Annotated in this window: 25 protein-coding genes, 1 tRNA gene and 2 pseudogenes; 10 read left to right on the top strand and 18 right to left on the bottom strand. The window is 63.4% G+C overall.

The genetic code is table 11. From position 1 onward, the window contains the following. Nucleotides 1–68: 68 nt before the first annotated feature. Both ACIRG5_RS46330 and ACIRG5_RS46325 read right to left on the bottom strand, forming a co-directional pair. The gene (locus ACIRG5_RS46330; protein ID WP_402917540.1) at nucleotides 69–857 is read right to left on the bottom strand and encodes an SDR family oxidoreductase; all 789 of its coding nucleotides are present in this window, start codon (nucleotides 855–857) and stop codon (nucleotides 69–71) included. Nucleotides 858–895: 38 nt separating this feature from the next. Continuing rightward, nucleotides 896–1,258 (bottom strand): nuclear transport factor 2 family protein, encoded by a 363-nt coding sequence (locus tag ACIRG5_RS46325; protein WP_402917537.1) that lies wholly within the window; start codon nucleotides 1,256–1,258, stop codon nucleotides 896–898. 78 nt (nucleotides 1,259–1,336) lie between these two features. Between ACIRG5_RS46325 and ACIRG5_RS46320 the strand changes: the two genes are divergently transcribed. Further along, complete coding sequence (locus tag ACIRG5_RS46320; protein ID WP_402917534.1) at nucleotides 1,337–2,131, top strand: MerR family transcriptional regulator; 795 nt, start codon at nucleotides 1,337–1,339, stop codon at nucleotides 2,129–2,131. A 228-nt stretch (nucleotides 2,132–2,359) separates the two neighbouring features. Here the strand turns inward: ACIRG5_RS46320 and ACIRG5_RS46315 are convergent. Beyond that, a tRNA-Tyr gene (locus ACIRG5_RS46315) sits at nucleotides 2,360–2,440 on the bottom strand. Nucleotides 2,441–2,560: 120 nt separating this feature from the next. Here ACIRG5_RS46315 and ACIRG5_RS46310 point away from each other — a divergent pair. Together ACIRG5_RS46310 and rfbA are read left to right on the top strand one after the other, a co-directional pair. Further along, complete coding sequence (locus ACIRG5_RS46310; RefSeq protein WP_319976876.1) at nucleotides 2,561–3,052, top strand: YajQ family cyclic di-GMP-binding protein; 492 nt, start codon at nucleotides 2,561–2,563, stop codon at nucleotides 3,050–3,052. Further along, a complete protein-coding gene (gene rfbA / locus ACIRG5_RS46305) occupies nucleotides 3,049–3,921 on the top strand; it encodes a glucose-1-phosphate thymidylyltransferase RfbA (RefSeq protein ID WP_402917531.1) in 873 nt (290 codons plus the stop codon). Before ACIRG5_RS46310 ends, rfbA begins: the two co-directional genes overlap by 4 nt. On the opposite strand, the gene htpX is transcribed toward rfbA, so the two are convergent. Genes htpX through ACIRG5_RS46285 form a run of 4 tightly spaced genes read right to left on the bottom strand, consistent with a single transcriptional unit; the run spans nucleotide 3,918 to nucleotide 6,186 of the window. Further along, entirely contained in the window at nucleotides 3,918–4,781 is an 864-nt protein-coding gene (htpX, locus tag ACIRG5_RS46300; protein WP_402917528.1) for a zinc metalloprotease HtpX, read from the bottom strand. The two genes, rfbA and htpX, sit on opposite strands and share 4 nt — an antisense overlap. Before the next feature lie 18 nt (nucleotides 4,782–4,799). Continuing rightward, nucleotides 4,800–5,252 carry a 4Fe-4S binding protein gene (locus ACIRG5_RS46295; protein WP_093606362.1) on the bottom strand — a complete coding sequence of 151 codons (453 nt, stop codon included), beginning with the start codon at nucleotides 5,250–5,252 and terminating at the stop codon, nucleotides 4,800–4,802. Then, on the bottom strand, nucleotides 5,249–5,779 hold the full coding sequence (locus ACIRG5_RS46290; protein ID WP_402917525.1) for an NADH-quinone oxidoreductase subunit C: 531 nt from the start codon (nucleotides 5,777–5,779) through the stop codon (nucleotides 5,249–5,251). The genes ACIRG5_RS46295 and ACIRG5_RS46290 overlap by 4 nt, the downstream gene beginning before the upstream one ends. Beyond that, nucleotides 5,776–6,186 (bottom strand): NADH-quinone oxidoreductase subunit B, encoded by a 411-nt coding sequence (locus tag ACIRG5_RS46285; RefSeq protein WP_089915455.1) that lies wholly within the window; start codon nucleotides 6,184–6,186, stop codon nucleotides 5,776–5,778. Before ACIRG5_RS46285 ends, ACIRG5_RS46290 begins: the two co-directional genes overlap by 4 nt. 224 nt (nucleotides 6,187–6,410) lie before the next feature. Between ACIRG5_RS46285 and ACIRG5_RS46280 the strand changes: the two genes are divergently transcribed. After that, the gene (locus ACIRG5_RS46280) at nucleotides 6,411–7,442 is read left to right on the top strand and encodes a LysR family transcriptional regulator (RefSeq protein WP_319976871.1); all 1,032 of its coding nucleotides are present in this window, start codon (nucleotides 6,411–6,413) and stop codon (nucleotides 7,440–7,442) included. A gap of 26 nt (nucleotides 7,443–7,468) precedes the next feature. Here the strand turns inward: ACIRG5_RS46280 and ACIRG5_RS46275 are convergent, their stop codons facing one another. From ACIRG5_RS46275 to ACIRG5_RS46245, 7 genes and pseudogenes are all read right to left on the bottom strand, one after another. After that, nucleotides 7,469–7,618 carry a hypothetical protein gene (locus ACIRG5_RS46275; protein WP_157512956.1) on the bottom strand — a complete coding sequence of 50 codons (150 nt, stop codon included), beginning with the start codon at nucleotides 7,616–7,618 and terminating at the stop codon, nucleotides 7,469–7,471. 149 nt (nucleotides 7,619–7,767) lie between these two features. Continuing rightward, nucleotides 7,768–8,118 (bottom strand): annotated as a pseudogene (locus ACIRG5_RS46270) (transglycosylase SLT domain-containing protein); the annotation flags it as partial. Between the two features lie 930 nt (nucleotides 8,119–9,048). Then, nucleotides 9,049–9,426, bottom strand: coding sequence for a hypothetical protein (locus tag ACIRG5_RS46265; protein ID WP_402917520.1), 378 nt, complete (start codon nucleotides 9,424–9,426; stop codon nucleotides 9,049–9,051). A 10-nt stretch (nucleotides 9,427–9,436) separates the two neighbouring features. Further along, a complete protein-coding gene (locus ACIRG5_RS46260; RefSeq protein ID WP_402917517.1) occupies nucleotides 9,437–10,273 on the bottom strand; it encodes a phosphotransferase family protein in 837 nt (278 codons plus the stop codon). Nucleotides 10,274–10,430: 157 nt separating this feature from the next. Next, nucleotides 10,431–11,693: an APC family permease gene (locus ACIRG5_RS46255; RefSeq protein ID WP_402917514.1), complete on the bottom strand. Its 1,263-nt coding sequence runs from the start codon at nucleotides 11,691–11,693 to the stop codon at nucleotides 10,431–10,433. Continuing rightward, nucleotides 11,690–12,070, bottom strand: coding sequence for a VOC family protein (locus ACIRG5_RS46250; RefSeq protein ID WP_402917511.1), 381 nt, complete (start codon nucleotides 12,068–12,070; stop codon nucleotides 11,690–11,692). Before ACIRG5_RS46250 ends, ACIRG5_RS46255 begins: the two co-directional genes overlap by 4 nt. Continuing rightward, nucleotides 12,067–12,831, bottom strand: coding sequence for an ArsR family transcriptional regulator (locus tag ACIRG5_RS46245; RefSeq protein WP_402917508.1), 765 nt, complete (start codon nucleotides 12,829–12,831; stop codon nucleotides 12,067–12,069). Before ACIRG5_RS46245 ends, ACIRG5_RS46250 begins: the two co-directional genes overlap by 4 nt. Before the next feature lie 809 nt (nucleotides 12,832–13,640). On the opposite strand from ACIRG5_RS46245, the gene ACIRG5_RS46240 reads away from it, so the two are divergent. Then, nucleotides 13,641–14,018 (top strand): MerR family transcriptional regulator, encoded by a 378-nt coding sequence (locus ACIRG5_RS46240; RefSeq protein ID WP_402917505.1) that lies wholly within the window; start codon nucleotides 13,641–13,643, stop codon nucleotides 14,016–14,018. A gap of 308 nt (nucleotides 14,019–14,326) precedes the next feature. Here ACIRG5_RS46240 and ACIRG5_RS46235 read toward each other — a convergent pair whose 3' ends face one another. After that, nucleotides 14,327–14,992 carry an NAD(P)-dependent oxidoreductase gene (locus ACIRG5_RS46235; RefSeq protein WP_402917502.1) on the bottom strand — a complete coding sequence of 222 codons (666 nt, stop codon included), beginning with the start codon at nucleotides 14,990–14,992 and terminating at the stop codon, nucleotides 14,327–14,329. Nucleotides 14,993–15,027: 35 nt separating this feature from the next. Beyond that, on the bottom strand, nucleotides 15,028–15,729 hold the full coding sequence (locus ACIRG5_RS46230) for a DsbA family protein (protein WP_402917499.1): 702 nt from the start codon (nucleotides 15,727–15,729) through the stop codon (nucleotides 15,028–15,030). A gap of 129 nt (nucleotides 15,730–15,858) precedes the next feature. Between ACIRG5_RS46230 and ACIRG5_RS46225 the strand changes: the two genes are divergently transcribed. The 5 genes and pseudogenes from ACIRG5_RS46225 to ACIRG5_RS46205 all read left to right on the top strand — a co-directional run bounded on the left by ACIRG5_RS46225 (nucleotide 15,859) and on the right by ACIRG5_RS46205 (nucleotide 22,351). Next, nucleotides 15,859–16,248, top strand: coding sequence for a winged helix-turn-helix transcriptional regulator (locus ACIRG5_RS46225; protein ID WP_402917496.1), 390 nt, complete (start codon nucleotides 15,859–15,861; stop codon nucleotides 16,246–16,248). Nucleotides 16,249–16,394: 146 nt separating this feature from the next. Next, nucleotides 16,395–16,629: pseudogene (locus tag ACIRG5_RS46220) on the top strand (IS481 family transposase); the annotation flags it as partial. A 1,117-nt stretch (nucleotides 16,630–17,746) separates the two neighbouring features. Next, nucleotides 17,747–18,988: a DNA methyltransferase gene (locus ACIRG5_RS46215; RefSeq protein ID WP_402917493.1), complete on the top strand. Its 1,242-nt coding sequence runs from the start codon at nucleotides 17,747–17,749 to the stop codon at nucleotides 18,986–18,988. 27 nt (nucleotides 18,989–19,015) lie between these two features. Beyond that, complete coding sequence (locus ACIRG5_RS46210; RefSeq protein ID WP_402917490.1) at nucleotides 19,016–20,947, top strand: ATP-binding protein; 1,932 nt, start codon at nucleotides 19,016–19,018, stop codon at nucleotides 20,945–20,947. 3 nt (nucleotides 20,948–20,950) lie between these two features. Beyond that, nucleotides 20,951–22,351 carry a hypothetical protein gene (locus ACIRG5_RS46205; RefSeq protein WP_402917487.1) on the top strand — a complete coding sequence of 467 codons (1,401 nt, stop codon included), beginning with the start codon at nucleotides 20,951–20,953 and terminating at the stop codon, nucleotides 22,349–22,351. A 1,009-nt stretch (nucleotides 22,352–23,360) separates the two neighbouring features. Here ACIRG5_RS46205 and ACIRG5_RS46200 read toward each other — a convergent pair. Beyond that, nucleotides 23,361–24,248, bottom strand: a complete 888-nt coding sequence (locus tag ACIRG5_RS46200) for an HNH endonuclease (protein WP_402917485.1) — start codon at nucleotides 24,246–24,248, stop codon at nucleotides 23,361–23,363. Continuing rightward, complete coding sequence (locus tag ACIRG5_RS46195; protein WP_402917482.1) at nucleotides 24,229–25,791, bottom strand: AAA family ATPase; 1,563 nt, start codon at nucleotides 25,789–25,791, stop codon at nucleotides 24,229–24,231. Before ACIRG5_RS46195 ends, ACIRG5_RS46200 begins: the two co-directional genes overlap by 20 nt. Nucleotides 25,792–25,961: the final 170 nt, after the last annotated feature.

Raw genomic sequence — 25,961 nt, 5'->3', positions numbered from 1 at the left:
GCAGGAGACGGGACGTCTGCCTGCCGCAGGTCATCGATGAATGTCAGAGGGCGGAACAGGGTTCCGGCTCAGACGGTCGGAACGGTCCCGCCGTCGATCACGTACTCGGCACCCACGATCGCCGAGGCGCGGTCCGAGACCAGAAACCCGACCAGGTCCGCGATTTCCTCGGTGTTCGCGAATCGTCCCAGCGGTACTCCTCCGAGGGAGTCGTAGATGGTCTGCTTGGCCGCTTCGCGGGTGATCCCGTTGCCCTCGGCGATCCGGTCCACGAATCGTTCGTAGGCTTCGGTCTCGATCCCGCCGGGGCTGATCGCGTTGACCCGCACGCCGCGCGGCGCGAGCTCGTTGGCAAGCCCTTTGCTGTACGTGCGCAGTGCGGCCTTCGCTGCCGCGTACGCCAGGGACGCGTCGTACTGGGGCAGTTCACGCTGGATCGAGGTGAAGTGCAGCACCACGCCCGCCCCGGACTCGATCATCGCCGGGAGAAGAGCCCGATCGAGCCGCACCGCTCCCAGGAGGTTGAGGTTCAGCTCGGTGAGCCACTGGTCATCGGTGATGACCGCGAATCCACCGGCCGGCGTCGACGCGCCTCCGACGACGTGCACCAGGATGTCGAGTGCGCCGCCGGCCTCAGCGATTCGAGCGGCCACCGCGGTCGTGCCTTCGACGGTCATCACGTCCGCTTCGATGAATCGGTCGGGGTGCTCGTACCCGTCGGGCATCGTTCGCGCCGTCACGTACACGTCGGCACCCATCTCTCGCAGCCTCTCCGCGACGGCCTTGCCCGAGCCCTTCGAACCACCCGTGACCAGCGCCCGGCGACCGTCGAGACGATCGCGATCCGAACCAGACATTTCTCTCTCCACTGAGGATCGACGTGACACGGGTTCGGTCAGGCCGTGTGGTTGGCGATGACGAGTTCGGCGACGAGGTCGTCCCGCAACGCGAACCGGTAGTCGAGTTCGGCGACGCCACCCGGGAAGGTGCCCTCGAGCCGCACGGTCACCACCCAGTGGGCGTCATCGACGCGGCGAGCACCGATCTGTTCGGTCGTGTACTCGAACGCGGACCCGGCGTCCCGCAGGAACGCGTGGACCTCCTCTCGGCCGCGGAACGTCTCGCCCTGGTCGACGACCACCGCGTCCTCGGTGAGGAACGACGAGGCGGTGTCGGCGTCGTGGACGACGTGGGCGGCGAAGAAATCGCGCACGGTGGTCGGGAGCAGATCGGACGGAAGATCGGTGTGCTGTGTCATGAGCCCACCGTGCGACCTCGCGGCGCGGGAGGGTCAAGCCGTGGACTCTCCCCCTGGGAGAGAGTCCAGAATGTGGGGGTGCTGACCATCGGGGAGTTCTCGCGGCTGACCCACTTGAGCGTGCGGACCCTTCGTCGGTATCACGAGGCGGCCCTGCTGGAACCCGCCGTGGTGGACGAGAGCACCGGTTACCGCTACTACGGCGTCGACCAGATCCCGACCGCGCAGGTCATCCACCGGCTCCGCGAACTCGACGTCCCCCTGAGCGACGTGCAGCGAATCCTGCGGACTCCCGACCCCGGTGTCCGGGCGGCCCTGGTCGCGGACCACCTGCAACGCCTTGAGGACGTGCTCGACCGCACCAGGGCCGCAGTCGTGTCGCTGCGGCGCCTGCTCCGGCCCGACCCCGCGCCGATCGACGTCGAACTGCGGGCGGAGCCCGCCCGGACGGTCGCGGCGGTGGAGGCCGTGGTCGGGCATCGCGACGTCACGACCTGGTACGCAGGCGCGATGGCCGAGTTGGAGGCGGCCGTCGGCACCGCCGCGACCGGACCGCCGGGCGGCAGCTACGACAACGCCCTCTTCGAACAGGAGCGCGGTCACGCGCTCGTCTACCTGCCGACCGATGCGCCACCTCACACCGGACGCGTGCACCCCGCAACTCTTCCGGCCGCGGAACTGGCCGTCACCACCCACGTCGGCGAGCACGACGGCGTCGAGGTCACCTACGGCGCACTCGGGACATGGGTGGTGGAGAACGCGATGTCGGTTGCCGGGCCGGTGCGGGAGGTCTACGTCGTCGGCCCTCGTGACTCGAGCGATCCCGCCGCGTGGCGCACCGAGATCGGCTGGCCGGTCTTCCGCGTCACCTGAAGGCGGTCAATGGCATGACGTCAGGTCAATGGCCAACTGCGCCCAAGCGAGAACAAGCAGGACACCGAGCAGGTGTGCTCGTACGCGTCGCCAATGGGCCGTGCCGAACTTCGGCACGTATTCGGTACGGACACCAGTGGGAAACCGGATCGAGCCGTACGCAGCCGGACAGCACGACGAAGGCCCTGTGACCAGAACTTCCTGGTCACAGGGCCTTCAGCACTGCTGTGGCGGGTAGAGGATTCGAACCTCTGTAGCTTTCGCGACGGATTTACAGTCCGCTCCCATTGGCCGCTCGGGCAACCCGCCCCACACCGCCGTAACGGTGCGGGCAGAACAATACATAACCCCTTCGGGAGGCCCCAAATCGGGGTACCCCAGTAGCATCGACGCTAGCTGTGAACCCCGAGATCGTTGAGGAGTGAAGTCGTGGCGGACCCGTCGTTCGACGTGGTGAGCAAGGTGGACCGGCAGGAGGTCGACAACGCGCTCAACCAGGCCTCCAAGGAGCTGAGCACGCGCTTCGACTTCCGCGGGACCAACACCACAGTGGCCTGGGCCGGCGAGGAGGCGATCACCTTCACCTCCGAGACCGAGGAGCGCTGCAAGGCGGCGATCGACGTCTTCCAGGAGAAGCTGGTGAAGCGCAACATCTCGATGAAGGCGTTCGAGATCGGTGAGCCCGCGGTGTCCGGCAAGGTGTTCAAGGTCACGGGAAACCTCGTGCAGGGCATCACGTCCGAGAAGGCCAAGGAGATCGCCAAGAAGATCCGCGACGAGGCGCCCAAGGGCGTTCAGGCGCAGATCCAGGGCGACCAGTTGCGGGTGTCCGGCAAGAAGAAGGACCACCTGCAGGACGTCATCGCACTGCTGAAGGGCTCTGACTTCGGCATCGCCATCCAGTTCACCAACTACCGGTGAAGGGCATCGTCCTCGCCGGTGGCAGTGGGACGCGCCTGCACCCGATCACGCAGGCCGTCTCCAAGCAGTTGCTGCCGGTGTACGACAAGCCGATGATCTACTACCCGCTGTCGGTGCTCATGCTGGCCGGCATCCGGGAGGTGCTGATCATCAGCACGCCCACCGACCTGCCGCAGTTCCGGCGGCTGCTCGGCGACGGTTCCCAGTGGGGCATGAGCTTCTCCTACGCGGAGCAGGCCGCGCCGAACGGGCTCGCGGAGGCGTTCATCATCGGTGCCGACTTCGTCGGTGACGACGACGTGGCGCTGGTGCTGGGTGACAACATCTTCTACGGCCAGGGTTTCTCCACCACGCTGCAGCAGCACGCGTCCTCTTTGGACGGATGCGTGTTGTTCGGGTACCAGGTGAAGGATCCCGAGCGGTACGGCGTGGGTGAGGTCGACGCGACGGGCAGGTTGTTGTCCATCGAGGAGAAGCCCGCCAAGCCGAAGTCGAACCGGGCGATCACCGGGCTCTACTTCTACGACAACGGCGTGGTGGACATCGCGCGGAACCTCAAGCCGTCGCCGCGTGGCGAGCTGGAGATCACCGACGTCAACCTCGCGTACCTGAACGAGGGCCGGGCGCAGCTCGTGGACCTGAGCCGCGGGTTCGCGTGGCTCGACACCGGCACGCACGACTCGCTGCTCGAAGCCGGGCAGTTCGTGCAGGTGCTGGAGCACCGGACCGGCGTGCGCATCGCGTGTCCAGAGGAGATCGCGCTGCGCATGGGCTTCATCTCCGCCGACGAGTGCTACGCGCTCGGCGAGAAGCTCGGCAAGTCCGGGTACGGCGAGTACCTCATGGCCGTGGCGACGGCAGGGCGTTAGCGCCGGGCCATCTCTTCGAGCCTGCGGATGCGGTCGGCGATCGGCGGGTGGGTCGAGAACCACTTCGAGAACTGGTCCCCCGAGCGGAACGGGTTCGCGATCATCAGGTGGCTCTGCGACACCACCTCCGGCTCCGGTGCGAGCGGCGCCGCCCGCGTCCCCAGCTCGATCTTGCGCAACGCGTTCGCGAGCGACAGCGGGTCGCCGGTGAGTTCCGAGCCCGCCTGGTCGGCCTGGAACTCGCGTGAGCGACTCACGGCCAGGCGCACGACGGTGGCCGCGATCGGGCCGAGCAGCGCGATCAGCAGCAGGCCGAGCGGGCCCGGTCCGTCGTCGTCGCCGTCACCGCCGCCGAAGATCCCGGCGAACAGGGCCAGGTTCGCGAGCATCGTGATCACGCCGGCCAGCGCGCCGGCCACGCAGCTGATCAGGATGTCGCGGTTGTAGACGTGCGCGAGCTCGTGGCCGAGCACGGCGCGCAGTTCGCGTTCGTCGAGCAGGTCCAGGATGCCCGTGGTGCAGCACACGGCGGCGTTGCGCGGGTTGCGGCCGGTCGCGAACGCGTTCGGTGCGACGGTCGGGCTCAGGAAGAGCCTGGGCATGGGCTGGCGCGCCTTCTGCGACAGCTCACGCACGATCGCGTAGAGCGCTGGTTGCTCCACCTGCGACACAGGTACCGCCCGCATCGCGCGCAGCGCGAGCTTGTCCGAGTTGAAGTACGCGTAGGCGTTCACGCCCAAGGCCAACAGCAGGCCGATGACCAGTGCGGTCCGGCCGAACAGGCTGCTGATCAGCACGATCAGCGCGCTCATCCCGCCGAGCAGCACGGCCGTCTTCAACCCGTTGAAGTGCTTGTGCACGGTTTTCGCCTCCGGGTTTTACGTCCTACCCCTCAACGAACCGGGCCTGCGTCCAGTTCCTGTCGCCGTTTCGGGTGCGGCCTCCGCGGCCGGGTCGAGCTGGGGCGGTGGCGGCACCTTCTCGACCCATGTGGACAGCACGTCCCGTTCGTGGACGAGCTCTGCCACGGCGCCCTCGCCGTCGATCGAACCCGTGCCCGGATAGCCGAACTCCGGCGCCCAGTGCAGGGCGTCGAACGGGCAGACCTCGACGCAGATGCCGCAGTACAGACACTGGCCGTAGTCGATCGCGAACCGGTCGAGCACGTTGCGGCTGCGCGGGCGGGCGCTGCCGGGCTGCTCCTCGACCTCGGTGTGCGACGTGATGTGGATGCACCAGTCGGGACACTCGCGCGCGCAGATCATGCAGACCGTGCAGTTGGCCTCCAACAGCGCGATGACGCCCCTCGTACGCGGCGGAAGGTTCGTCACGACGTGCTCTCCTCTTCGCGGCGCGGCCCCCAGGACGGGTCCGGAACGCCAGGTGGTGCGGTGCGGCGGCGGCTCGGGGCGCTCGTGTTGTCCTCACCGGGTTCGAGGGCGCCCGGCCACGGACGCACGACGCGGGAGGCCAGCACGAAGTCCTTGCGCAGCGGGTGGCCCTCGAAGCTCTCGGGCAGCAACAGGTGGTCGGGCTCGCCGTCGACGGTGATGCCGAACATCTCCGCAGCCTCGCGTTCGTGCCAGCGCGCGCCCTTCCAGAGGTGGGCGATGCCCGGCAGTGCGTCGGTCTCCGCGATCTCGGTCCGCAGCATCACACCCTCGCGCGTCTGAGGGTTGATGACGTGCAGGAACACCGCGTGGCGCTGACCTGCGGCGCCCGGCCGGCCCGCGTCCTCGACGCCGAGCCAGTCGAACATCACGAAGCCCTGGGCGTGGTGGTCGGCAGCCGTGGTGAGCCAGTCGGCGAGCTCCACGTGGTGGACGGTCTGTCCGAACGCGGTCTTCGGGGTGGTCACGCGTTCACCAGTCCATGCAGCGCCTTGAGGCCTTCGAGCAGCGCTTCGGGCCGCGGCGGGCAGCCGGGAACGGCGACGTGGACGGGCAGGGCCTGGTCGATCCCCTTGGTGACGCTGTAGGAATCCCAGTACGGGCCGCCGGTGTTGCTGCAGGCGCCCACGGAGATCACGTAACGGGGTTCGGGCATGGCCTCGAAACTGCGGAGGACAGCAGGCAACATGACGTCCGTGACGGTGCCGGAGACAACGAGAACGTGCGCCTCGCCCGCGCCGTCGACCGGCGTGACGCCGAGGTCGGGAAGGCGGTCGAGAGCTGCCATCACTTCGACTCCGCAGCAGGCGAGTCCGAGTTCGAGCACGGTGACCTGGTAGGTGGTGCCCCAGTCCAGGCGAGCGGAAGCCGTCACAACGGCTGAGGGTAATACTTGGGGGCCCACCGGCTTGCGCTGGCGGACCCCCACCCCCCAATGATTCCCCCCGGAATCGGCTCCCACGCGTGGTCGCCGCAGATAGTTTTGTACACCCGCGCTATAAGTGTCCAGGGATTTGCCGACAGGATCTGCAGATAATTTGTCGGCGAAATGCGGTCAAGTTCAGTTCAACTGATCGGCAGAACATCAGAGAGGGTCCCATGTCCGGCTCGTCCCAGTTGGTGCTTCCCACCAGCACCTCGCTGCACCGTTTGCTGAACATGCCCGGTGCTCTACTGGATACCACGATGGACCAGCTCAGGACCCTGCTGACCGTGCACGAGACCCGTTCGGCCCTACGCGCCGCCAGGGCGTTGGGACGAGAGCAGTCGAGTGTGCAGAAGCAGCTCGACACGTTGAACAGGAACTTCCTGGAACTGTGCGGCGAAGCGCTCGTGGTGAAGCAGGGACGCGGAAAGGACGTGCTGTTCACACCGACTGGTGAGTCGCTCGTCGAATTGGCGAGAGAGACGCTCGCGGAGTGGCTCGACGGAATTCACGAGTGCCGCCGCAAGCTCGGCACGACCGTCACCGTGGGCACGACGCGATACATGCTGGACACGCTCGCGAAGGCGTGGCACCACGTGTCGGACGAGTTCCGCGAACGCGACGTGGACCTCAAGGTCGTGCACATCCGCACCAAGGACATCTGGACGAAGCTGGAGACGCGCGAGGTCGATGTCGTCTGCGGCAGCGTCGTGACGCGGGCCGGCGCGGGCTGGGAACGGCCGGAGTTCGACGTGATCGAGTGGCGGCGCGGCGGGCTCGCGTTGCTGACGAACCTGCCGGAGACGGTTGTCGGCGACCGCGTGCGGGTACCTCAGCTGAGGTCGGTCCCGTTGGTCGTGCCGGGGGCGGGGCTGATCGCGGAGTTCCTGCGGGGCTGGTTCGGGCCGGACTACCGCCAGGGGCTCGACATCGCGGCCGAGATCGACGAGATCCAGTACGGCATCTCGCTGCTGCGCTCGAACCTCGTCCAGGGAGCCATGATCGTGACGTCTGGTTTGGGCGTGGTGGCGTCGAACAACGAGCTCCGTGAGGGAGGCGGCCTCCGGGTCGTCGAGCTCGCAGATGACTCAATGGAGCGGCTTGTGGGCGTTTTCGCCCGAACGGACGAACTGGCGAAGCATCCGGCGGACCATCCGCTGAACCTGCTGTGGTCGGCCTTCAAAGCAGAAGCGCCCCGGCCGTAGCCGAGGCGCTCCGCTGTCTTCTTTGCCTACTTCTTCGCGGGTGTCATGGCGTCGTGCTCAGGCCTGCGTTGCTCGACGTTGGGACGATGCTGGGCTTTGGCCATCTTGGCCAGCCAACTCGTCGCCTCCGAGCGGATCTTCTCCAGCTCGTCGTCGCGTGCCTGTTGCTCGTTCATCGGCCACTCCCTGCGTTCGGGGATCGCGTTCGATGGGAGCACTACCGGGCGTGTGCCCGCTAGGGCCGCCATGCTTGTGGGTGAACCTGTTTGACAGCATCGTCCGCCGATAGGTCTTGCGCACCCCCGACACGGCGATTTTGGCCTCTTTAGTACCCCCGGTACCCGCCACCGAGGCCCATGCTGACCAGACCGGGGTGGTTGTGGAAGCCGCCGTAGCGCGCGTAGGTGTAGCGAACGCCCGCGATGATGTTGTCGACCGGCGCGAGGATGTTGTCGTAGCCGGCCAGCTTGTAGGCGTTGAACGTCGGGTCGATGCACTGCATGAGGCCCTTGGAGGGCGTACCGCGCATCGCGTTGGAGTCCCAGTTGTTCACGGCGTTGGGATTGCCGTTCGACTCCTTGATGATGATCGTGTAGATCTCGTCGACGCTGCTGTTGTCGATGTTGGTGCCGTTGGCCTGCAGGACCTTGATGGCGTCCTTGATCCAGCCCTCGACCTCGCGCTGCTTGGCGGGCTTGCGCATCTCGATCTGACGCTCGGCCTCGGCCTTGGCGGCGGCCTCACGCTGGGCGTGCGCGTCCGCGGCGGCCTTGGTGGCCTGCTCGAAGGTCTGCTGCGCGTACATCTGCTGGAACTGCAGAAGGCGTCCGACCTGGTTGCCGGGGTTGACGTCGTGCACCGTCTGGATCGTCTTGGCCTGCTGGTCGGGGAGAGCGCCCAGCTCGGCCGCGCCCGCGGCGAGTTCCGTCGAGGTGCCGCTGGTGGCGGCGTTGGCGATGGCTGCGGTGCCGGCGGCGACACCCGCTGCGACGAGGATCGCGCTCACCCGGTGAGCGAGCGGAACCTTGTCGTCCTCGACGCGGTGAGCGCCGGGTTTGACTTCTTGCATGGGCACGACCGTGTACACGGTTCGGCCATCGGCTTTGCTGTGCCGGGCCAAGGGGGAGCCTCCTGCGTCGGGGAGCTTGGTCTCCGGCAAACCCGGGCGGGGGTTTCCGGGGGACTTTGGACCCTTGGTGCTGTGGTTCCTGTGTCCTGCCGGTGACCAAACCGTTATCGGCGGGCGAGAACGTAACCTCGCGTCACGAGCGCAGGCAAGCTTGAGCGCCCGATGGGTGACTCTCGTCACGTTTCCGATGGGTTGGGCTATCCGTTGCTGACAGACAGTCAACGAGCCTTGTGAGTCCTGCGTAAGTTCATCGTTGCCTCCTGACGAACTGGCGGAGCTGTCTGTTAGTTCGCTGCTAGCCCGGCTCTCGTTATGGGTTACGTCCACGACCACGCGATCGAGTGATGCGGTTACGCTTCGTGGTCTTATCGGGGTGTGCGGTGCTGACCTGCGGGGACTTGATCGCTGGACAGCGTTTTTCTCGTTCTGAAGAGGGGTACGGAGAGGCCGCGTTCTCGGTTCACCCGATGTTGTGGGTTAACTCTTCCGCTTCTGCTCCAGCGCCTTGAGCACCCAGTCCGGGCTGTCGCTGGGGCTCTCGTTGAAGGCGATCGCGGCGTCCGGCTGATGCCAGTGCACGAGGTTGACCACGGTCTGGAAGAGCTCCAGCAGACCCGATCCCTTGCGGATGCCGCCGCCGATCAGGACGGCGTCGTACTGCCTGCTTTCGAGTTTCTCGACGAGCTTGGCCTGGGCGCGGCCGTCCAGTTCCTCGAAGTCGATGAGGAAGAGGTCCTCGGTGAGTCCGAGTTCGGCGAACGCCTTGCTGCCCTGCTTGATGCCGGCGGCGACGGGCGCGGGGTCGAAGCCGGGGATGGTGTGGGGATCGAAGCCGATCGCGAGGATGTTGGGCACCCGCCCGAAGTTACTGCGGCCACCAGATGCCGGCCACGAGTTGTTCCAGGAGCTCCAGAACCCTCGCTTGGTCGAAGGGCAGGTCTGCTATCAGGTGCGACGCCTCGCGCACCTCGCACTCCACGCGCAGGTCGTCCAGGGGGATCTCGGTCGCGTCGGCGATGGTTTCGAGAACGGCGTGCATGTGCGGGCCGCTGAACCTGGCCAGGAAGAACCAGTCGTCGAGCGGGTCGCCGAAGCGGGCCCATTCGAAGTCCAGCAGTGCGGTCAGCTCGGTGCCGTTCGCGAGCCAGTTGTCCCAGTGGCAGTCCGCGTGGACCGGGACGGTGTTATGGGCGTGCTCTGGCGCGCGTGACGCGATCGCTTTGAGGCCGTCGAGCACGTTCGGCGGGACAACGCCCTTGAGCTTCTTCGTTTGGGCGACGAGTGCGTCCCTGCCGGTGAAGCCGCCGTGGTCCAGGACCTCGGCCAGGATCCGCTTGGCTGGTTCCGGGGGCGTCCAGGCATGTAAGGCGTCGAGTCGTTCGATCGCTTGCGCGGCCAGATCGAGCGCGGCCCGTTCGCCGGTGCCGGGGAGGTCCATGCCCGGCGCGGTGCCGGGAACGCGGGTGTAGACGGCGTAGCGGACGTCGTGCCGCTGCCCGCTCGCCAGCAGCGGAGCTGTGAGGCCTGGCGGCAGGTGCGGCGCGAGTGCGATCTCCCGGTCCAGCCGTGAGTGGTCGTCCGCGGCGATGAGCTTCACCACGACGTCAGCACCCACGTGCACATGGTGCGAGCGGCTGCTCACCGGTGTGAGCGGGCCAGGGTCGCGGCCGAGGGCCGACGTGGCGATGGCGCGAGCATCCATGCCGTGAGGCTTTCACCTGGCCGTCGATCAGGGCTATGACCGCGCGCTGCTGAGCGTGGACTCGGCGAACTCGTCCAGGGCGTCCGGCATCTTCGAGAAGGCCGGGTTCACGGCGACGATGCGGTACGTGCGGTGGGCGCTGGAGGTCTGAAGTTCGTCAACGCGCCCGCAGCACGACCAGACGTCCCAGAAGGCCGACGGCGAACATCACCAGGCCGGTGAGCACCGAGGGCAGGGGCAAAGTCGCGACGAGCGTGACGCACCCGGCGGCGCCGACGATGTTGAGCGCGCGGGGCCAGCGGCGGTGCTCGGCCCCTTGGCGTGCGGCGGAGAGGTTGGCGATCAGGTAGTAGATCAGCACGCCGAACGACGAGAACCCGATCACGGATCGAAGGTCGGTGGTGAGCACGAGAACGCTGACGACGACGGCGAGCGCGATCTCGGCGTGGTGTGGCACCTGGTGACGGGGATGGACGGCGGCCAGCCAGTGGGGCAGGTCGTGGTTGCGGGCCATGGCGAGGGTGGTCCGGCCGACGCCGGCGATGAGCGCCAGAAGTGCACCGAGGCTGGCCAGCGCGCCGCCGATGCGCACGACCGGGGCCAGGCCGGGTGAACCGGCGGCGGTGACGGCCTCGGTCAGAGGCGCTGCGGCGGCGGCGAGCCGGTCGGGGCCCGCGGCGAGCAGTGCGGCGGACCCCACGAGGACGTAGACGACCACGGTGATGCCCAGGGCGATCGGGATGGCACGGGGGATGGTGCGCTGCGGATCGCGGACCTCTTCTCCCATGGTGGCGATGCGGGCGAAGCCCGCGAAGGCGAAGAACAGCAGCCCGGCGGCCTGCAGCGTGCCGTAGATCCCGCCGGTCCCCAGCGCGTGCCAGCCCCCGAGGTTGTCGGCACTCGCCGCACCGCCTGCCGCGATGCCGACGACGATGGTCGCGAGGGCGATCAGCGTGGCCGTGACGAGGACGCGGGTGAGGGCGGCGGTTCTCGTGACGCCGCGGTAGTTGAGGGCGGCGAGTCCGATCACGCCCGCGACGGCGACGAGCCGTTGCGCCCACCAGGGGCCGGGGACGGCGTAGGTGGCGAACGTGAGCGCCATCGCGGCGCAGGACGCGGTCTTGCCGACGACGAAGCCCCAGCCAGCCGTGAACCCCCACCAGTGGCCGAGCTGTTCGCGGCCGTAGACGTAGGTGCCGCCGGACGTCGGGTAGGTCGCGGCGAGCTGCGCGGACGCGGTGGCGTTGCAGTAGGCGATGACCGCCGCGAGCACCAGGCCGATCAGCAACCCGGTTCCGGCGGCTCGCGCGGCGGGGCCGAAGGCGGCGAACACGCCGGCGCCGATCATCGAGCCGAGGCCGATGATCACCGCGTCCCTGGTGCCCAGTCGCCGTGCCAGCTGTGGCGTGGGTGATGTCATCGGCGCGGCTCGAACAGCTCGACGAAGTTACCGGCGGGGTCGATCAGGAGGATCTGCCGGCCGCCGGGCCCGGCGACGACGTCGTTGCGGAAGCGGACCCCGGCCTGACGCAGCCGGGCGATCTCGGCGTCCAGGTCGTCGACGACGAGATGAATCCGGTTCCAGCCGCCTGCCTCGGGAACCTCACCGTCCGGCATGGGACGTCCGCCGGAGCTCGCCGGGCCGGACAACAGCAGCCGCAGAGGTCCCCGAACGACGTCGGCGAAGGCCGGAGCCGCCGACGAGCGCAGCGTGAACCCGAGATGGGCGGTATAGAAGTCGACTGCGGCCTGGACGTCGTCGACCAGGTAGCGCACGTGCGCGAGGTCCTCGGTCATGATCGCGTCTCCTGTGGGCGAGGGTGGGCCAGGTTCTGCAGCAGGAATCCGATTCGGGCCGACAGCTCGTCGGCCGCACGCCTGAAGGCGGGGTAGCTGGCCTCGGCCGTGCCACCCGCGGCGGACGGGTCGGGCATGCTCCAGTGCACGAGGCCGGGGAACTCCGGGCACACCTCCCGGACCTTGTCGCAGAGGCTGATGACGTGGTCGAAGTGCTGCCCGGCGAACTCGTCGAGATGCTTGCTGCGGTGCCCTGACAGGTCGATGCCGCGTTCGCGCATGACCGCGAACGCGTTGGGATGCAACGGTTTCGGGTGACTGCCCGCGCTCATGACCTCGACGTGCGGCGCGCGATGACGCAGGAGCGCTTCGGCCATCTGGGAACGGGAACTGTTGCCGGTGCACAGGAACAGCACCCTGCCTCGCATCGACTCCTCCGCGGGCGATGCCGGTGGCACGAGGTCCAAGGCCGGATGCAGGCCCTGTCCCGTGCCGGCCAGCAGCTCCGCGCACCGGCCGAGGTCGAGGCGGTAGTAGGTGTCGCGGCCGTCAGCGGAGCTGCGGCGACTGGAAACCAGGCCTCCCGAGCGCAGCTTGCGCAGGTGGTAGGACACCAGGCTCTGCGGCTGGCCCACCGCGGCGATCAGGTCACCGACCCGCAGGTCGCTCCTGGCCAGCTCACGCAGCAGATCCCAGCGCAGCCGCTCCCCGGCGAGGCGGAGGAACGGCGGTGCGTCCGGAGTTCGACGGTCTGCGACCACTGCCTGAAAATACATCAACCTAGATTGGTTGACCAGCATTCAACTGCTGATACCACTGCCGGGCACCTGCTTGGGTCGGACCAGGCGAGCACGCCTATGTCACCCGTCAGAGTAAATCTGTGGTGGCGGAGGTAGACATTGTCGATCCGGTGTGTGTAGTCTTCTCCTCGTTGGACAAGAGAGAAGATGACACGGGAGATGATGAACTGCCCGTGAAGCAAGGCAAGACGGTCAGGCCAGAGCTCGTCATTTCGAGGGCTCAAGGCAGCGATCAAGGGAAGTCGGCGAGCAAGACCGGACGCAGTACGCAAGACCCCGGAGCCGACAACCGCATGACCAGCAACCGCATGACCAGCAAGTGCATGACCAGCAAGTGCAAGACGCAGTTCCGAGTTGAAGTCGAAGTGCAAGTTGCAGGCGCAAGACGGTCAGACGTGCCGGAGCCGATCAGTGGAAGGGGTTCTGGCAGATGACCAAGGGCGGTCGGTGAGGTGAGTCCGGCATGTGCAAGAGGTCCGGCGCCGACAGCCACGTGAGTAAAGGAAAGTCAGTACTCAGAGGAGAAGGGAAGGGTTGCACACCATCGGATCGCCCGATTTCGGCTGATCTCCGCCGAACGGGTACCGCGGTTCCATCAGATTGGAAGGTGGTCTTCGGTTACGCACACGCGATCCCCGCAGCGCTCGCTTTCAGTACTGGGCATGCGGACAGAGGATGCCGATCTCACGGTCGGCTAGGTGGAAGTGAAACCCAACAACCCTGGGGCCCCGGTGCTACGGCATCGGGGCCCCTCGTGATGCGGAGGCGCGATGACCCCAGACACCAACGAATCTGCGAACAACGAACCGCAGACAACAGCAGAGAAGTTCGACGACGAGCACTACCCCGCCTACTCGATGGGCCGGGCCGCAGAACTGCTCGACACGTCGGCGAACTTCCTGCGCAGCCTCGACGAGGCGAAACTCATCGAGCCGCAGCGCTCGGCCGGCGGCCACCGCCGGTACAGCCGCCACCAGCTGCGTCTGGCAGCTCGTGTGCGTGCGATGGTCGACCAGGGCACGGGTTTGGATGCGGCGTGCCGCATAGTCACCCTGGAAGACCAGCTTCAGGAAGCTCAGGCGCTCAACGCCAAGCTCACTCCCCCGCCACCACCCAACAAGCCGTATCCGCCGCTGCAAAGCGTGTGACTCGTCCGCGCTTCGGGGCGTCGACGCAAGAGTTCAGCGGAACGCATTCACGCGACTGATCTGCGCTGGCGAAAGCCTGGTTCGGCTTTCACCGAGCGCAGATCAAGCCCGCGAACCAGTCAGCCCCGGAGTTCCTCGCGCGGCGTTTGGACACAAGTCCCATAAGCCGCCGATACGTCGATACGACCGGTTCTTGCTCCGTGGCCGTCTCGCGGCGCGATCAGCCCCCGGACACGGAGGCCGAGCTGCAGAGCGAACCCAGTGGTCAGACAGGCAGCTTGCCGCCACCCACGGCCTGGAGGGTCGAGTCAGCCGCGGGTGTTCCAGACCAGGGGTGCTTTGCGGATCCACGCGTCATCCTCGATCGTCTGGACGAGGAACTGGGCGAGGTCGGCGCGGTTGATCCGTGCGCCGGGCTTTTCGGTGCCGGCCTCGGCGGCCCGTACGGGGCCCTCGGCGGGCTTGTCGGTCAGGGCGACGGCACGGGCCAGGGTCCAGTCGATGCCGGACGAGGCGCGGACGACCTGGTCGACACCGGTGTGGTCCTCGAAGCCCGCCTTGATGTTCGACAGCTTGATGAACGCCCTGACCAACGGGTTGAGCCGGGTCCAGTCGTCACCCGCACCCTGCGTGGACGTCAGCGCGATGCGGCGGATGCCCTGCTCGCCCATGGCGGTGAGGGTGTGGCGGACGGCGTCGGTCATGAACGTCGGCGGGCTGACCGGCTTGGCCCACGGGTTGTCGGAGGCGCGGACGTTGTTCAGCACGCTGATCACCGCGTCGGTGCCCTCGGCGGCTCGGCGGATGTCGTCGATGTTCGCAGGGGTGCCCTGGATCAGCTCGACGCCGACCGGCGCCCGCACGGTACCGGGGTTGCGGACGAGAGCGCGGACGCGGTGGCCGCGCTGGGCCGCGTGCTCCAGCACGTGAGCGCCGGTGCGGCCGCTGCCGCCGAGGACCAGCAGGTTGCTCATGGTGATCAAACGCCTTTCGGGAGGTTCAGGGTGGATCAGGCGCGCTCGGGGACGGCGCAGCCGTCCGATCCGCAGACCGGGGCGTCGGCGGTGAGGGGGTAGCTGTCGTCCCAGGCCTTGCGCAGCAGTTCGAGAAAGGTGTCGCTGTCCTGGGCGCCGGGCACGCCGTAGCGGTCGTCGACGACGATGAACGGCGCGCCGGTCGCCCCCAGGTGCTGGGCGCGGGCCGCGTCGTCGCGGACCTGCCGGCGGTAGCGGCGGTCGGTGAGGGCCTGTCGGGTCCGCTCGCGGTCCAGGCCGAGCTCGTCGGAGAGCACCACGAGGTCGTCCAGGGAGAAGACCGGCTCGGCCTTGCCGAAGTAGGTGGCGAAGATCGCGGCCCAGGCCTCGCGGTTGCGACCCTGGGCGCTGGCGTGGGCGAGGAACTCGTGCGCCAGGTCGGTGTTGCCGACCTTGTTGTCCAGCACCCGGTAAGGGATCAGACCCTCGCTCTCGGCGAGCTTCTCGATCCGCCGGGTCGAGGTCTCGGCCTGGCTGCCACCCATCCCGTACCGGCGGAGCAGGACCTCTCGGACGGAGAAGATGTCCCCCTCGGGGAAGCTGCTGCCGAGCGGGAACGAGTGGTGGACCAGTTCCACCTCGTCGGCGTGCTCGAACCTCTCGACGGCCTTGGCCACCCGGTGGTTTCCCAGGCCGCACCAGGGGCAGGTCACCTCGGACCAGATGTCCACCTTCACCACGCACCTCCATTTCTTACAACTTGTGCGTAACGCCATGATGGAACAGCATGGAAGGCCGTACAAAAGGCACACCGGTGTGCGTGCCGGAGAGGAATGTGCGTCATGGAGGCGGCCAACGGAGCAGAGGTGACGGCAAGAGCGGCGGCGATCGGGCCATGCGCGGCCATCCCTGCCGAACACATGGACTTCATCCGCCAGACCCTCGACCGCGTCGGCGACAAGTGGAGCCTGCTGATCATCGCGGTCCTGGAGTCCGGACCGCTGCGTTACACCGACCTGCAACGGCAGGTCCCCGGCATTTCCCAGCGCATGCTCACCCTCACCCTCCGCCAACTCCACCAGGACGGCCTGATCACCCGCACCGCCTACGCCGAGGTCCCTCCGCGCGTCGAGTACACCCTCGCCCCGCTGGGCCGCGGACTGCACGAGATCGTCACCTCGCTGATCGGCTGGGCCGCCGACCACCACGACGAGATCCGCGCCAATCGCGAACGCGCCGCAACGGCCAGACCATGACCGCCGCGCAAGCAGTCGCGGACGCGATGCGTTTCACACGTCGCCATTCGCGAAGCGGGCGATCCTCTGGCGGTTCATCCGTGGCGATCATGTTTCACGAGTTGTCGCAACCGACTGCACTCCTGAAACAGGATCGCGGAACAGCACGCGGCACGACATGCGCCAGGTTCCTGCTCCGCGCCGCCGCGTGGTTCGCCGAGCAGGGCATCGGGCGCGTTCACCGTGTTCTGCCCGACAACGCCAAGAACTACCTGAATCTCCCGCGATTTCGCCGCAGCGATCGACGCATGCCACAAGACCATCAGGCAGCATTGTCCTTGGCAGAACGGCGAAGTAGAGCGATTCAACCGCACCCTGCAGACCGCGTGGGCCTACCGGCAGTCGCCTGACGTCGGTCAGTTGGAAGCCTGGCTGAGCCTCTCCAAGGAGGAACGGCGGATGCTGCTTCTGTCCCGTGACTGTCCCGTAGAGCGTGACAACAGCCGTCGTTCGGTGCTGGTCAGTGACGGATTCCGCTGCGCCCGAAAAACAGATCTGCGCTGGTCAGGACCCATTTCGAGTCACCAACCAGCGCAGATCAAGATGGCTGCGTGGGCGAGGTCTAACCGCGCAGTTCCATCGTGCGGAACTTCGAAAATGCGCCGATCATGGCCGTGAGCTGCGGCTGAGGTCCCGCTGGCCGTTCCGCGGGCGCACTCTGTTCCGTGCATGTTCCGTGGGCAAGCCTGTGGGCTGGTCGACGCCGTCAAGGCGGCGAGCTGTCCATGGGCGCGGCAGCCGAGCGCCGTGCCCAGCTCGCCAGGGTGACCCCTCGGCGCTCGTCCAGCCTGCCCCGCAGCCCTGAGGAAGCACTTTAAGTCGATCATGTGCAGCTCTCCTCCTAGCTGCGCACCTAGACGAACAGGCGACGTAACGACCGCAGGTCCGCCACCGAAGTCTCTAGTACTGGCCAGCCCGGACAGGAGACGAGCAATGAGAAGCTTCACCACACGACACCTGCGATAGCTCGGTAATCGCCGATAACCGACATCGAGCACTGCTTGAACGCCGGATCAGTGCACGATACCGGCCAGCTTCCGGTGTCCAGCACAGAGCTTCGCGCGATCAGAACAGCTATCTGACGGCTAGACGCCATCGACACATAGATCGAAGTATTCCAGGCGGGCAGGCCATGTACTACTTCCCGATCGCCATGCAGTTGACCTGCGCGAACACACCGAAAAACAGAACAAATGCGTATCGAAACTCCATAACGGGAGTTGAAACCTTCAGCACATTGGCGGTACCTTCATACGCCCAGCCGTGTGATCGTCGTGAATTCAATGATCAAATCGACAGCGGGCCTACTGAGGTACGCGGCACCGGAGCCGCTCAGGCATGGTCCACAGCGAGGAGCCCTGTGTATCGCCGGCACGTGGCGATCTCTCGACTGAGCGACTGCCTACCACACACCAGCATCTTGAGGCCCCGCATTGGGCTGTTCGGGCATGAGTACTAGATGATCAGGGGCATGGGCTCTCCGGCAAGCCACCCGGCACTCGAAGACCTTCCGCTGCAGTGGCGCTCCGCGCCCCGGCGGTGGGGGCACTCACTGCACAGCCTCTGCAGCTACTTCGCGATGTTCCCCCCACAACTAGCCCACTTCTTCGTGGACTGGTTGACCGAGCCTGGCGACGCCGTGTACGACCCGTTTTCTGGTCGGGGGACTTTGGCGCTAGAGGCCGTTCTCCAGGGACGTCGCAGCTACGCCAGCGATGCTAATCCCTTGGCGGTAGCACTTTCACACGCGAAGACCAGAGTCCCGTCTCGTCAGACCTTGCTAAAACGACTCAATGAACTAAGGGCTTCATACTCACCAGAGCCAGTCCGCACGGAATCGGAACCAGAGTATATCTCGATGCTTTACAGCGAGATGACGTTCAAGCAGCTCGTCTGGCTGAAAGAAAAACTTGACCGCACCAATGACGTCGACTGCTTCTGGATCGCCGTCATTCTCGGCATGCTTCATGGAAATCATAACAAGAACGGGGAGCCCCGGGGGTTCTCGATTAGCATGCCGAACACGTTCGCTATGGCACCAGGTTACGTTGCCAAGTACATAGAAGAGCACGACCTAAAACGTCCCAGTGTCGACGTTTTCGAAATGCTTGAGCGACGACTCGAACGCATCGATCTACCCTCCGCTAAGCGTACTGGAGGACGAACTTGGCTCCAAGATGCTACTGCGCAACCTCCTTCGTGGATTCTCAAGCAGCGGCCGAAGCTGATCTTCACGTCGCCTCCCTATCTTGAGGTCATCAAGTATGGGAAGTACAACTGGGTTCGCCTGTGGTTCCTCGGTCAAACCGCAGCCGAAGTGGACCAAAAGTTGATGGCCTCAGCCTCATTGCCCCGATACCTGAAGTTTATGGAGTCAGTTTCAGCCAACCTCAAAGAGATTGTGGCGGAAGATGGCTTCGTGTGCTTTGTCATCGGCGATGTGCGCCGTGGCGACACCGACTTGAACCTTGCTCAAGAGGTTTGGGAGCACGTTCTTAAGGAACAAGGATGGCACCTCCACGGCATCATTGCCGATGAGCTTCCCCAGAATCAGAAAGTTAGCCGTATCTGGAAGCACAACAGCGGCCGAGCTACCAAGACTGATCGACTGCTATTGCTGAGCCCTCAGACCAGGACTCTTCCAGATATGGTGCCACCAATGTGGGACCGACGTCTCACCTTTTCTGGCACACCCACCTAAACCGCCACTGCTAAGGGAAATCACTGCATGTCGACCATCATGGAGGAGCTCAAGCTCCTGGCAGGCGTCGATCTCTTCGAGGAATGCCGCAAGCAGGACGCTTTTGTCGGCCGGCCGTTCTACCTGGACTTCGAACGCCTCCGCTTGATGAGCAACGACAAGTGGAAGCAGACCGTCGGCGGCGTGCCCGCTGGAGCTTTTCTCTTGGCGCTATACAACGGCGAACCTGAGATCGACGAGGCAGTACTACTGCGTGTTCTGAAGCCAACCAAACTCCCGACTGATGACGACATGGTCATGGCAATGGTGGACCACTACAAGGAGGTTCCGCGGGACGACAGCGGCTCACCGTTGGACTCATACACGCGCGCCGAGTTTCAGTTCTCGGGCCTGGAGTGCCGCGTCATCGGCACCTTCTATCGCGACAGCGATAACACCATTCGCTTCGCCGGAGACATGGACAATTTCTATGCTCCGCACAACTACAAGGTTGTTAAGCCGACAGGCAAGGTTCTGGAATATATCGTCAACTTCCGAGAAGATGGCATACCCGGAGGCAAGGGCGATGAGCGCATTGGCAAGGTGCGCTACAGTTCAAGCCTCCGCCATCCTGCGGGTGTCGACGTTCCAGTGTTTGTCTCACCTCTCGACTTCCTCGGCAAGAGAACTGCGCTTTTCGGCATGACCCGAACAGGCAAGTCGAACTCAGTCAAAAAGATCATTCAGGCCACCGTTGGAATCTCAAAATCTGGCCGCACGATCAAGGATGAAGCTATCAGGCCGGTCGGTCAGATCATTTTCGACATTAACGGTGAGTACGCCAACGCCAACCAGCAGGACGCTGGCACTGCGATCTTTGAGCAGTATCCGGCAGAGGTCACGCGGTACAGCGTTCTTGAAAAGCCGAATTTCCGCGTCATGAAGCTCAACTTCTACCGCTCTATCGAGGACGGCCACGCACTTCTCGCAACTCTGCTCAGCGAAGACAAGGCAGACTATACGAAGGCGTTCTGCAACATCGACTGGACCGCACCGGATGATCAGGACCATTCGGCAAGGACACGCTTCGCCGTGAAAAAGGCTGCCTACATGGCATGCCTCAAAGCCGCAGGCTTTCAGGAGAATGGTGCCAAGGTAGTCTTCGAGGCGAACAAGCAGATTCGCGAAAGCAGCATTCCTGGCATCTCAGGGATTGATCCCAGCGCCGGCATCTCGCTGGATGAGGCTATCACTTGGTTCACTGCAGCCTACAAGAACCTCAACGAGGAACCATTTACAGCCTATCGCCGGACCAAGGGACGGGACTGGGCTGACGAGGACACTCAAACTCTCATGCGTTTTCTGACTCGCATGAGGAACTCGACCGCTCAGCCCACAGAGTCGGGATATCGCAAGCTTATCGCTCACCGGAGTTTGCATACCTCGACGATCGGAAAGCCGTTCGAAGAAGAGATCGTCGATCTTCTCCGCAAAGGAAAGATCGTCATCCTGGATCTTTCGCAGGGCAACCCGCAGATCCAGCGAACTTACTCCGACAGGGTCAGCACTCGCATCTTCAACGACGGTATGCAGCACTTCATTGACAACGAGCCGGCCAACTTCATCCAGATGTACTTTGAAGAGGCACACAACCTCTTTCCCCGAAAAGACGACAAGGATCTAACTCAGATCTACAACCGAATCGCCAAAGAAGGACAGAAGCTGCGGATCGGGCTCTGTTACGCGACACAGGAAGTTAGCTCCATCTCTAGCAGCATCCTCAAGAACACGCAGAACTGGTTCGTTTCGCACCTCAACAATCGGGACGAGCTGCGCGAGCTCGACAAGTACTACGACTTCGAGGACTTCACAGAGAGCCTGCGTCGAACTATCGATAAGGGTTTCATTCGACTTAAGACTGACTCCAACACTTTCATCGTGCCGATTCAGGTTGACCCGTTCAAGGTCGCAAGGAGTTAGATCATGGCGTACTCCAGCGTCCGCGGGCGTAAGCCGATGGAACGTGCCAGCAAGATTTCTCATACCAACATAATTACAGCCCCCGAGGTCAAGGGCCTGCTCGCGGAGTGCACGATTCCCCGTGCGGCGGATAAAGCTACCGTGAGTGAGCTATTACTTCGCGTGCCCGAGCCGGATCAGCAGCCAATTAAGGCCGTAATTGCAGTCGACGGCAGCTACCGTGAATCTCTCGTGCGCGATGATTTCCCGTCCGCGACTATTACGTTCTTTGCCTTCGGTCCCCTGTTCTTCAAACTCGAAGACCTGAGGGCACTCGACCGCGAGACGTTCATTGCTCCGGAAGATCTCTCAAAGCTCAAGAAGATTCAGCGGTTTCATCTCGCATTGCCTACCCAGAATATTTCTCGAAACGGCCGCAGCCTGAGGGATTCAATCCGCTACACGATCCACGAGTTTCTCCTGAAGGAACACCATGGCGACAAATCTCTTGGCGACACACTGCGCTGGCTGATCTTCCGCCTTTGGCTGCCGAGTAGCAGCCAGCAGAGAGTCATGCGGCATTGCCCAAACCAGGACTGCACACGGGAGGACATAGTTCTCACGGCCCAGTCTCCCGCGCTCTTTGATTGCGATGTATGCGGAAAGCCGATCTACCTCGCGGACACCTTGCGCTTGCATGAATTGGTAGACGATGAGCAAGGCGCTAGTCGGGTTACATCCTATCTCCTCTCCACTCTTGAGACTTTGGCTCTGGTCCACCTCATCCGCGCATTGTGGGACATGAAGCCTACATTGTTGCGCGAAGTCTTATTCATCAAGGATGGCCCGCTTGCGCTTTTCGGCCAGGTTTTCTCTCTTGTTGAACCGCTGCGCGACCTCGCCAGCTTCTTGAATCGATACCCAGATCCGGCCGATCCGAGCAAGATGGTATCTCTTCTCAATATTGTTGGCCTTGAGAAGTCTGGATCGTTTGTTGAGCATGCTGTAAATATCGAGAAGACCCTGGATGCAGCGCAAGAGGCCGCTCGCCAAGATGGTGCGGATGTGGGAGTTCTGCTCCCGCTATCCAACGAATACATCTACAAATACGTGATCCCAGGAGATCCGGGTGGATCCATCGCTTACGGAGGGAACACCTACTGGGGCGGCAAAGTCATCTTTAGAGCGAAAGACGGCAGTACGTATGTAGCGACCGTGCCCACTTCGGGAGGGCACAAGGCAGCGCCAAAGTACGACGACTTCATGAATATCACCGAAGTGCTGGCGGCAGTATCGGAACTACGGTGCTCAATGTATGACAATGCACTGATCCCGGTTGCCTTAGCAAATCGCCTGGTGTCATTGTCGGACGTGCCTAGCAGTCGCATCCTTGAGAGCTTCGCCCGAGGAAGCATAGGGCGGTAGGGAACACTTCCGACCGTGTAGATCGAACGGCTCGCTGCCGGCGGTCCGGCTTGTGCGAGGCCTCCCGTTCATCTACCCAGCGATGTGAGTGCGCGTCTTAATCTCGCGGCTCCTGCGGGGCCGGTCGGTCGCTGTCCCATCCTGTCGGGGTAGGCCCTACCTTCCGTCGCCGGGCGCGGGTGGGTGGCCGTCAGGCCGGGCCCCACCCGCTTGCCCGAGCGACACAGGGGCGGGGCCGTTAAGCCCCTGCAGGATGGGATTGCTGAGGCGACCGAGCGGCCCCGTAGGGGCCGCCTTGATGAAGAAAAGAAACTCTGAACACCGGGTCTATACACAGGCTGTCGTGTTTCGGCTGATGCTTGACACGTTGGCTTCACCTGATGCTTGACACCGCTAGTCACCGGTTTGGTGACCTGAACATCGCTGCTCTGGTAGCTCGACTTTCAGAGGACGCGTCAACGCGGCGGCGGTCGATCAGGCCTACACGTCACTCGGGTTGCCGTCCCCGGCCGGTCAGCACGCTCCATCGCTCCACCGCTGCGACAGGATCGCCTGCTGAGGCCACCATCTCGACACATAGTGGTGTTGCCGCCGCACGGAGCCTGTCGTCCTTCGCGTAGCCCAAAACGATGCAGCGCAACCGTTGTCCGACCTCAGGCCATGGCTCGCCCGGCTCGTCTGTGATGTACGAGCTGTCCACGAATCCGCGTTCGCCGTCCTCGGATTCGATCAGGAGCCCGTACGGAGCACGGCCAGTCACCAAGCAGTGCACGATGTCGTACCTACTCCACGCTTGGGTCTCCATGGCTCGCTCCCGCAACGTCGTCGTTTGCCGTCCGCGGTACAACCGTAGCCATGATCGGTGCGGGCTACGACAACCTGTCTCTGTGCTGGATTGACTAGGTCCGCGTCAAGCATCAGTTGAAGCCGAAACGTCAACCATCACCTGAAGCTCGACAGTCCATACACAGGCCAGACACTATTGCACCGGCGGTCATGCCTGACACACTCAAGAACCATAGGAAATAAGGCCATTCGAATCGGCATCGTACTTCGGCACGAACGACAAAAACCCGCCACTACAGAAGTCTTCACTAAGAGACATCGCCTTATACAACGCCGTGCGCCAATGATTAGTTCCAGCCGCGCCTTTCCAGTAGTCTGCCTGACGAATACAGGATTCCACGACCATTGCAGTGCCACCAGAAGCAGCGAACAGTTCACAGTTCTGAGCATGCGAGGCAAGTTCGGTGCCTGCCGGTCCCAATATCCGCTGAAGTAGCCGGATGCGATTAACCTGATTCTCGATTTTTTCAAATAGCAGGTCGGGAACCCCTTCGGGGCGATCGAGGCGAAACTCGACATAGAAGGTTCCTGACCTTTGCAACAAAACTGCCTTCAATAGCTCGTACGCGTCCAACGCATGGAAATACGGGTGAATAAAGAGATTGTCCTCTACCGTGCCATAGCTTGTCTTCCCCTTGAACTGATTACATCGCGAACAACACGGGATGAGGTTGAAGTGAAATATCGCAAACTCAGGAAAGGCAGACTTTGGCACGTAGTGGTCGAGCGTGGAGGCTTGCTCAATGCCGCATAACGGGCAGTAGCTTCCAAGGCGATCGACAAGCGAAAGCAGCTCGTCGCGTATAGGCTTTAGCGAAGCTCGCGTTCGCAACGCCTCATACGTGCCCTCTAGCGCGTCAGCCTGCGGGACGCTAAGACCAATTGCGCAGCACGTACCGACATCGTTCATCGCCGCAATATACTTCGGGTACGCGTCCTCTAAGAGACCTTTGATTCCCTGCAGAATGCCCTTTACAGGATCCGAACTGGTCGATATTGCGAGCGACAAGTCGGCGACGGCATCTCTACCGCTAGAAACGAGGGAGAGCACTGTCACCTCCTCGACGACTTAGATAGTAGCTTTTCGCGCCAGGGCTCATGCCGGCCGGGAACATTGCTTCGACCTCAGACTCAGACCTGATGGCCGAAAGCTCGTCCAGCTTGGCATGGAAGTCTGTAGCACTTCCGTCGAGATGGAAGACGCTACTTGTGATGACACCGACGTTTTCTCCGAACGTCTCGATCATCGGGTGCCGCACCGTGGTTTTATTGCCCGCACGCTGCAATACAGAAACGCAATAGGCCGGAATCTCTTGCAGGACGACCGGCGAATGGGTCGCAACCACGCAATAGGAGTCAAAAGCCTCTAGCAGTGCGCTCAACGACTTGAGCATCGCCGCAAGGAGCGAAGGATGCAAATGCGCCTCGGGCTCGTCAATGAGCACTAGTGACCTCGGCTGAAGGCGGAGAACAAGATGAACCACGATGCTAAGTGTGATCTTGTGACCAGTGCTGAGGCCGTCGAAGAACGTTTCCAATTCGTCTGCATCAAGTTCGGACAGACTATTCACGTCCGTTATTCGAGAAAATGATGGCTCCACAGCCAGAGGCTCCAAGCACATCGCAAGTAGCTCTGTGCGCCGCAGACTCTTTATCCTTGCCAGGCCAACAACAAAGTCGGTTCGGAGCTCTCGGCTATTTTTATGGCGCTCTTCCTGATGCTCGGCACCAGAACCTCGTGTTGGCATCCGCAGCCCGCAGTAAGAGTAGCCGAACACCATTCCCTGTCGCTCAGCGAGTGTCCGCTCCTGCTCTCCCAGGTCTTCCGGCAAAGTAAACGTATCAAATGCGCTATACGACACCATGATCGTTGAGGAGAACTGTGGATCCTTCCCGACGAAGACTCCATTTTCACCTACGAACCCAAGACTGTCTCGATGCCTCTTGTCAGATCTGGCTGTAACCGCAAGACGGGAAAGAATACCCGTCTTGCCAGATCCATTGTAGCCAATGATCGCGTTAATCCGAGAGGTCAAGTATTGGTCGTGACCAAAGTTGCATCGCAGGTCGAATTCGTTACCGCCAGCCGACGTTCGGAAGATGACCTGCCTAAGCCCCGAGTTTTCGCGTGACACATTAGCCAGAAGCAGATTCCGCGCGTCTTTGAGTGCCACGGCAGCCGATCCAAATCGGAGCAATGATGTATGCCATACGTGCTGATTATCAAACTGTCCCGCTTTGAACGGCAGCCACACGGCGTCTTGGAGCGCTCCCAGAACATCGGCATAGATTTCGATCGGCAAGATCGAGATTGCCTCATAGTAAGAGTATTCTTGGCCGAGCGAGACAAACTCTTCGCTAAGTTGACTGAACCGGTGCCCGAGGAAATCTCGTGTCACATTGTCGTCTAACGACTGACCAACCTTGGCGATCTTTACGTTTCCAATTTCGTGGACCCTGTCCGCGGTGTCAATAACGGCTAGCTGGAACATCGTCACATATCCGTAGTCGTTCCACCTGTCACTCGTCAGCGTGGCATATGGTGGATACGCTCCCGAGATCCACTCGCCGCGTTCAACTACGTAGATTTCCACCGACCTATTATGCACTCAGTAGATGCCCATGATCTTACGCTTCGCCACTTCAACGGTCACGGACACCTACATCACCGAACCGAGCAGCACGGCGTTAGCCCCGGAGAACTTCAAGATAGAAGAGCGTCGAATCAAGAGCTGGAGAGCGCGCAGGCGGCCACTGCGATCGT

This window comes from Lentzea sp. NPDC102401 (genome assembly GCF_044765805.1).
Taxonomy (GTDB): Bacteria; Actinomycetota; Actinomycetes; order Mycobacteriales; family Pseudonocardiaceae; genus Lentzea; species Lentzea sokolovensis.
The sequence above is the reverse complement of the archived record's forward strand: the minus strand, read 5'-3'. Positions and strand labels throughout refer to the sequence as shown.